We start from the raw sequence: 7,332 nt of genomic DNA, 5'->3' as shown, positions 1-7,332 counted from the left end.
TAGGGGCCCGCCCGGCCGCGTGGCTGCCCCGGGGCCCCCCCCGCGGGTGCGGCGGGCGCGCCGTGGGGGGGGCCGGGCGGGGGCGGCCGTTGGGGCGCCGCCCCCCCCCCGGCTCTTTCATGATCTAGCGGGAGGGGCCGGGAGAAGGCCACGGCAGGGGGCTGCGACCTCGTCCCGCCGGCGTCCGCCGTGGCGATGCGACGCCCCGGCCTGTCATGATGTCGACCTGAGGGACCGTCACGCCTTCGGCTGCTGCTGGGTGATGCAGTGGATGCCGCCGCCGTTGGCGAAGATCTCGCGGGCGTCGACCAGTTCGACCGTGCGGCCGGGGTAGGCCGCGCCGAGGACGGCGGCGGCCTCCTGGTCGCGCGGGTCGTCGAAGGCGCAGAGCACGACGACGCCGTTGGCGACGTAGTGGTTGATGTACGAGTAGTCCACCGGCTCGCCGTCCTCGTCCGACAGGACGGTGGGGGCGGGCAGTTCGATGACCTCCAGCTGTCGGCCCCGGGCGTCCGTGGCGGCGCGCAGGATCGCCACCAGCTCCCGGCACACCTCGTGGTCGGGGTGCGACGGGTCGGGCTGGACGTGGGCGACGACGACGCCCGGGCGGACGAAGGCGGCGACGATGTCGATGTGGCCGCGGGTGCCGAACTCGTCGTAGTCGCGGGTGAGTCCGCGCGGCAGCCAGATCGCCTTGGTGGTGCCGAGGAAGGCGTGCAGCTCGGCCTCGACCTCCTCCTTCGTCCAGTCGGCGTTGCGGCCCTCGCCGAGTTGGACGGTCTCGGTGACCAGGACGGTGCCCTCGCCGTCGACGTGGATGCCGCCGCCCTCGTTGATGAGCCGCGAGGCGAACCGCCGGACACCGGTCAGTTCGCCGATGTGCTCGGCGACGTGCTGGTCGTTCTCCCAGCGGGCCCAGGACTGGGCGCCCCAGCCGTTGAAGATCCAGTCGGCGGCGGCCAGGCCGCCCTTGCCGTCGATCAGGAAGGACGGGCCGATGTCGCGCATCCAGGCGTCGTCCAGCGGGCGCTCGACGATCTCGACCTCCTCGGCGACGTACTTGCGCGCCTCCGCCGTCCCGCCCGTGTTGACGACCAGGGTGACCGGCTCGTACCGGACGACGGTGTTGGCGACCGCGGCCCAGGCCTCGCGCGCCGCGTGCAGGTGCTCGGGGGTGTCGAAGGTCGGGTTGTCGGTGGGGAACGCCATCCAGGTGCGGTCGTGCGGGTGCCACTCGGCGGGCATCCGGTAGCCGAGCGAGGCGGGGGTGGGGGTGGTCATCGTCGTGTTTCCTTGCGGGGCGGGTGAGGGTGGCCGGGGGGAGGGGGAGTCGGGTCGGAGGTCGGTCAGAGGAAGTAGAGGCGGCTGAGCGAGACGCTGTCGGCGGGCTCGGAGCGCAGCGGGGAGCCGTCGAGCGAGACCAGGCCGGTCTCGGTGACGTCGACGCGGCCGATCCTGGCGTTGCGGACCATGTCGCGCGGACCGATGCCGCGGGTGTTGCGGACGCCGACGCGTCGGCGTCGGGTGGGCAGGCCGTCGGCGGCCTTGTCGAGGTAGGCGCCGTCGGCGGCGGCCTGGGAGACGAAGGCGACGGAGAGGTCGGCGGCGGTGGCGCCGTGGGCGCCGAACTGGGGCCCGAGGACGAGGGGTTCGCAGCGGTCGGTGGAGGCGTTGGGGTCGCCGACGACGCCGTAGGCGGGGAAGCCGGCCTTGAGGACGAGCTGGGGCTTGGCCCCGAAGTGGTCGGGGCGCCAGAGGACGATGTCGGCGAGCTTGCCGACCTCGATGGAACCGACCTCGTGGGCCAGGCCGTGGGCGATGGCGGGGTTGACGGTGAGCTTGGCGATGTAGCGCAGGACGCGTTCGTTGTCGTCGCCGCCCTCGGTGGTGCCGTAGGAGCCGGTGCCGTCGAGGGGGCCGAGCTCGGCCTTCATCTTGCCGGCCATGGCGAAGGTGCGGCGGACGGTCTCGCCGGCGCGGCCCATGCCCTGCGCGTCGGAGGAGGTGATGCCGATGACGCCGAGGTCGTGCAGGACGTCCTCGGCGCCCATGGTGCCGGCGCGGATGCGGTCGCGGGCCATGGCGGCGTCGCCGGGGAGGTCGACCTTGAGGTCGTGGGCGGAGACGATCATGCCGAAGTGCTCGCCGAGGGCGTCGCGGCCGAAGGGGAGGGTCGGGTTGGTGGAGGAGCCGATGACGTTGGGGACGCCGGCCATCTTGAGCACGTTGGGGACGTGTCCGCCGCCGCAGCCCTCGATGTGGAAGGCGTGGATGGTGCGGCCGTCGAGGACCCTGAGGGTGTCCTCGACGGAGAGGCACTCGTTGAGGCCGTCGGTGTGCAGGGCGACCTGGACGTCGTACTCCTCGGCGACGCGCAGGGCGGTGTCCAGGGCGCGGGTGTGGGCGCCCATGTCCTCGTGGACCTTGAAGCCGGAGGCGCCGCCCTCGGCGAGGGCCTCGATCAGGGGGGCCGGGTCGGAGGAGGAGCCGCGGCCGAGGAAGCCGATGTTGACCGGCCAGGCGTCGAAGGCGTTGAAGGCGTGCCGCAGGGCCCAGGGCGAGTTGACGCCCACTCCCCAGACCGGGCCGAACTCCTGGCCGATGACGGTGGTGACGCCGGAGGCGAGCGAGGCCTCCATGATCCGCGGCGAGAGCAGGTGCACGTGGGTGTCGATGGCGCCCGCGGTGGCGATCATGCCCTCACCCGAGACGATCGTCGTCCCCGTCCCGACGACCACGTCGACGCCGTCCAGGGTGTCCGGGTTGCCGGCCCGGCCGATCGAGGCGATCCGGCCGCCGATCAGGCCGATCGAGGTCTTCCGGATGCCCTGGACCGCGTCGATCACCAGGACGTTGCTGATCACCACGTCGCAGGTGTCGCGGACGGCGGCGGGCTTGAGGTGCAGGCCGTCGCGGGCGGTCTTGCCGAAGCCGGCCAGGAACTCGTCGCCCGGCGCCTGCGAGTCGGACTCGACCCGGACGATCAGGCCGGAGTCCCCGAGCCGGACCCGGTCCCCTGCGCGGGGGCCGTGGACGGCGATGTAGTCGTGCGGGGTGATGGCGGTCACGACTCGACCTCCGCGTCGTCGAAGCCGGTCAGGTATCCGGTGGCGCGGGCCTTGGCCAGCGCGGCCTCCTTGGCGCCGGGCGCGTCCAGCGGGCCGTCCACCAGGCCCGCGAAGCCGATCGCGACCCGGCCGCCGCCGATCGGGACGAGGCCGACCTCGACGGTGGCGCCCGGGTCGAAGCGGACCGAGGAGCCCGCCGGCACCGCGAGGTGGGTGCCGTAGGCGGCGGCCCGGTCGAAGGCCAGCCGGGGGTTGGCCTCGAAGAAGTGGAAGTGCGAGGTGACCGAGATCGGCACCCCGGAGGTGTTGTGGACGGGCAGGACGACGGTCTCCTCGACCGGGTCGTAGCCCGCGCCGTCGCCGGCCAGTGCGCCGCCGGGAGCCTCGTCGCCGAGCGAGCCGGCGCCCCGGAACGGGTCGTTGACCACGGCGAGACGGGTGCCGTCGTCGAAGACCGCCTCGACCTGGACCACGGTGACCACGTCGGGCACGCCGGGCAGGACGTCGTCGGCGCCGAGGACCGAGCGGCCGGCCTCGACGGCCTCGGCCAGGCGCCGGCCGTCGCGGGCTGCCTCGCAGACGGTGTCCGCGATCAGCGCGGTGGCCTCGGGGATGTTGAGGCGCAGGCCTCTGGCACGGCGGGCGCGGGCCAGCTCGGCTGCTGTGAAGATCAGCAGCCGGTCCCGCTCGGTGGGGGTCAGTCGCACGGTTCCTCGCTCGCGGTCGCCGGGGAGGGTGGGTGGGCGGTGGGGCCGGGGTTCCTGGGGGAGCTGGTGAACGTGGTTCCGGAGGGAAGTTAGAACGCCGTTCAAACATCCCGGGTCATTGAACCCGGACCCGGCCACCCTGTCCAGCGTTGCCGCTCGGGCGGCGTTCGGCTCGCCGGGAGCCGCCATCGGGCCCGGCGTGTCGCCGACGCGGCCGGGCGGCGGGCCTCGAAAGCGGACCGTATGCTTCGCAAACCTGTCCGGTGCGGGCAGTTGGATCACGCAGAAAGCCCCGTGCCCCTTTCACCCCAGGTGATCGCCCGTGCACTGTTCCAAATGCCGAAAGGTGGGCATGAGGATGGGTGGTCAGAACCACGGGGCCACCCGACCGGCGGGGGATCCGGCCCGGGGGCCCGGAGCGAGGGCGGGGGCAGGAGTGATGGACGGTCAGTCGCGATTCCCGCGACAGCGGACGGGTTCGGGGGGCGCCTTCCGGCCCACGGGTCACGGCGGTACGGCGACCCCGGCGGGCACCGGCCCGGCAGGTGCCGGTTCGGTGAGCGCGGCCGGCGCCGCGCTGCAGGGCGTACCGGCACCGGGGTGTGCACTGCACCGCCGGCTCCACCTGGCGGTGGAGGCGGCCGACCTGGTCGCCGTCGGCGCGGTCCGCCGGCGGCTGCGTGCGGCCCTCGGGCACTGGGGGGTGCCGGAGCTGGCCGACACGGCCGAGCTGCTCTCCTCCGAGCTGGTCACCAACGCACTGCAGCACACCAGTCAGGGCGCCGTCTTCGACGCGGTGCTGACCGCCGACCTGCGGCTGCGGATCGAGGTCCAGGACGCCGCCGCCCGGCTGCCCGGTCGCCGTCGCGACCCGGAGGCCGAGTACGCCACCTCGGGGCGCGGGCTGGTGCTGGTCGAGGCGCTGGCCGACTCCTGGGGCGTTCAGCTGAGAGGGGACGGCAAAGTCACCTGGTTCGAGCTGGCCTCGGCCGCGGCCTGACGCGGCCGAACACTGTTCGCTGTCGAACGATGCCCTGAAGTGAAGGGCAAAGCCAAGATTTCCGGCCCGTTGCCATTGCCGCTGGGCCGAACATTGGCCAGGATGGTGGGAATGTGTGTCCACGTGCGAGGAGCGGCGGGGAATTCTCACCTCGACTGACCGTCGCCCGTCGGCACCGAGCCACCGAGCACCACCCATCACACCGCCATGCGGCCCGTCCGGACGGTCGGCGCGGTCCGCCACGGCAGCGGCAGGAGCAGCATGCCCACAGAGCCCGAGTCACCGGGGCCGGCCCTCCCGTCCGGCTCGTCCACGACCGGGTCGGGCCGGACCAGACCCCCCGCCCAGGCGGCCCGGCGGCACGCGCTGCGCACAGCTCCCGGCCTGGCCGCCGGCCGCCTCGCGCCGATGCTCTCCGGTGGCCTGCCGGTCGTCCAGAGCGACTCCACGCCGGACTGGCTGGAACCGGCGATGGCCGCCAACGGCATCGGCTCCTTCGACTGGGACATCCGCCGCGACGTCCTGGAGGGCGACCAGCGGGCCTGCACGATCGTCGGCCTGGACACGGCGGACAAGAGCCGGTTCGACCGCACCTCCGCCTCCTTCCTGGCCCTGCTCCACCCCGAGGACGCCCCCGTGGTGCGCCGCCGCGTCGAGCGCGCCGTCGCCGAGCTGGGCCAGTGCGGCGCCTACTACCGCACGGTCGGCCCCAGCGGCACCATGCGGGCCGTCCGGTTCCGCGGCCGCGTCCTCGCCGACGCCTTCGGCCGTGCCTCCCGGATGGTCGGCTTCGTCTGGGACGCCACCGTCGAGCTGCACAAACGCGACCGCGCCGACCGGATGGCCCTGCTGCGCGAGGAGCGCTCCCGCTTCATCAAGGAGGCCGCCCGCGCCCTCTCCGAGGCCGTCACCGTCCGAGACGTCGCCCGGGTCTTCACCGAACTGCCGCTGCCCGGCCTCCCGCCGGACGGCCTGGTGCTCGCCGCCTTCGAGGCCGGCCGGGTGCAGATCCTCGGCGCCTCCGGCTACCGGGCCGAGGAGCTCGCCGGCTACGACCGCTCGGTGCTGCCGCAGACCCACCCGGCCGCCGAGTCCCTGCGCAACCGCTCGCCGGTCTTCTGCGCCAGTCGCGAGGAGTACCGCGAGCGCTACCCGGAGGTCTGGGAACAGACCCGGCGGACCAGCCGCAGCTCCTGGGCCTTCCTGCCGCTGGTGGCCAGCGGCCGGGCGATCGGCGTCTGCGTGGTCAGCTTCGACGACGACCGCCAGCTGGACGCGGACGAGCGCACCCTGCTCTCCACCCTCGGCGGGCTGGTCGCCCAGTCCCTGGCCCGGGCCCGGCTGCACGACGCCGAGCACGAGCTGGCGGCCGGCCTCCAGCGGGTCATGCTCCCGCGCACCGTCCCCTCGGTGCCCGGCGTCACCACCGCCGTCCGCTACCTGGCGGCCGGCTCCGGCCTGCAGATCGGCGGCGACTGGTACGACGTCGTCCCCCTGCCCGGCGGCCACGTCGGCCTGGTGATCGGCGACGTCCAGGGCCACGACGTGCACGCGGCCGGCATCATGGGCCAACTGCGGATCGCGCTGCGCGCCTACGCCGCGGAGGGGCACCCGCCCGCCGCGGTGATGGCCCGGGCCTCCCGGTTCCTCGCCGACCTCGACACCGACCACTTCGCCACCTGCACCTACGCCGAGGTCAACGTCGACTACGGCGTCGTCTACGCCGTCCGGGCCGGCCACCTCGACCCGGTGGTCCGGCGCGCGGACGGCACCGCGGCCAGCGTGCCGGTGGCCGGCGGACTGCCGCTGGGCATCGCCCCGGACGAGGAGTACCGGGTCACCCGGTTCAGCCTCGACCCGGGCGAGACCGTGCTGCTCTGCACCGACGGACTGGTCGAGTCACGCGGCATGGACCTCGACGAGGGCGTGGCCCGGCTCACCGCGGTGCTCGCCGAACCGCTCGCCGACCCCGCGCGGGCCGGCCGCGACCCGCTGGAGGTCCTGGCCGACCGGATCGCCTCCCAGGCCGCCGACTCCAGCGAGCGCGAGGACGACATAGCGCTTCTGCTGCTGCGCTGGGACGGCCCCGAGGGCGGCCTGGCCGCGCAGCAGCTGCGCCGCCGGATCGGGCAGGCGGACCTCGCCCGGATCTCCGAGGTCCGCGCCGAGCTGCGCGACGCGCTGCGCCGCTGGGGAGTGGCCGAGCTGATCGACACCGCCGAGCTGCTCACCTCCGAGCTGGTCACCAACGCGATCCGGCACACCGACCGCGACGCGATGTTCACCGCCCGGCTCTACCGGGAGCCGGCGGCGGACGGCGGCCGGGCCAGGCTGCGGGTCGAGGTCGAGGACGAGTCGGACCTCTGGCCGACCCGCCGTACGCCGGGCGAGCAGGCCTCCTCGGGGCGCGGGCTGATGCTGGTCGAGGCGCTGGCCGACGGCTGGGGCGTGGAGCCCCGGGGGTCGGGCAAGCGGATGTGGTTCGAGATCACGGCGACGGCGACCGCCGCCGCCGGGGCGACGGCGGGCTGACCGGCGGCCGGGCCGGCGGCGGGCC

Annotated in this window: 5 protein-coding genes; 2 read left to right on the top strand and 3 right to left on the bottom strand. The window is 74.4% G+C overall.

From position 1 onward, the window contains the following. Window positions 1–237 precede the first annotated feature (237 nt). From ACFWOG_RS33420 to ACFWOG_RS33410, 3 genes are all read right to left on the bottom strand, one after another. Window positions 238–1,281 carry an agmatine/peptidylarginine deiminase gene (locus tag ACFWOG_RS33420; RefSeq protein WP_380362938.1) on the bottom strand — a complete coding sequence of 348 codons (1,044 nt, stop codon included), beginning with the start codon at window positions 1,279–1,281 and terminating at the stop codon, window positions 238–240. Window positions 1,282–1,346: 65 nt separating this feature from the next. Then, window positions 1,347–3,068 carry an urease subunit alpha gene (locus ACFWOG_RS33415; protein WP_380362936.1) on the bottom strand — a complete coding sequence of 574 codons (1,722 nt, stop codon included), beginning with the start codon at window positions 3,066–3,068 and terminating at the stop codon, window positions 1,347–1,349. Continuing rightward, window positions 3,065–3,775, bottom strand: a complete 711-nt coding sequence (locus tag ACFWOG_RS33410) for an urease subunit gamma (protein ID WP_329881929.1) — start codon at window positions 3,773–3,775, stop codon at window positions 3,065–3,067. The genes ACFWOG_RS33415 and ACFWOG_RS33410 overlap by 4 nt, the downstream gene beginning before the upstream one ends. 556 nt (window positions 3,776–4,331) lie before the next feature. Here ACFWOG_RS33410 and ACFWOG_RS33405 point away from each other — a divergent pair. Further along, the gene (locus ACFWOG_RS33405) at window positions 4,332–4,775 is read left to right on the top strand and encodes an ATP-binding protein (protein ID WP_380362934.1); all 444 of its coding nucleotides are present in this window, start codon (window positions 4,332–4,334) and stop codon (window positions 4,773–4,775) included. A 261-nt stretch (window positions 4,776–5,036) separates the two neighbouring features. After that, window positions 5,037–7,307 carry a SpoIIE family protein phosphatase gene (locus ACFWOG_RS33400; protein WP_329952147.1) on the top strand — a complete coding sequence of 757 codons (2,271 nt, stop codon included), beginning with the start codon at window positions 5,037–5,039 and terminating at the stop codon, window positions 7,305–7,307. Window positions 7,308–7,332 lie beyond the last annotated feature (25 nt).

Origin of the sequence: Kitasatospora sp. NPDC058406 (genome assembly GCF_042722765.1) — a bacterium.
In the GTDB taxonomy this organism is placed as follows: domain Bacteria; phylum Actinomycetota; class Actinomycetes; order Streptomycetales; family Streptomycetaceae; genus Kitasatospora.
This window is presented reverse-complemented; position numbering and strand designations above follow the sequence as displayed.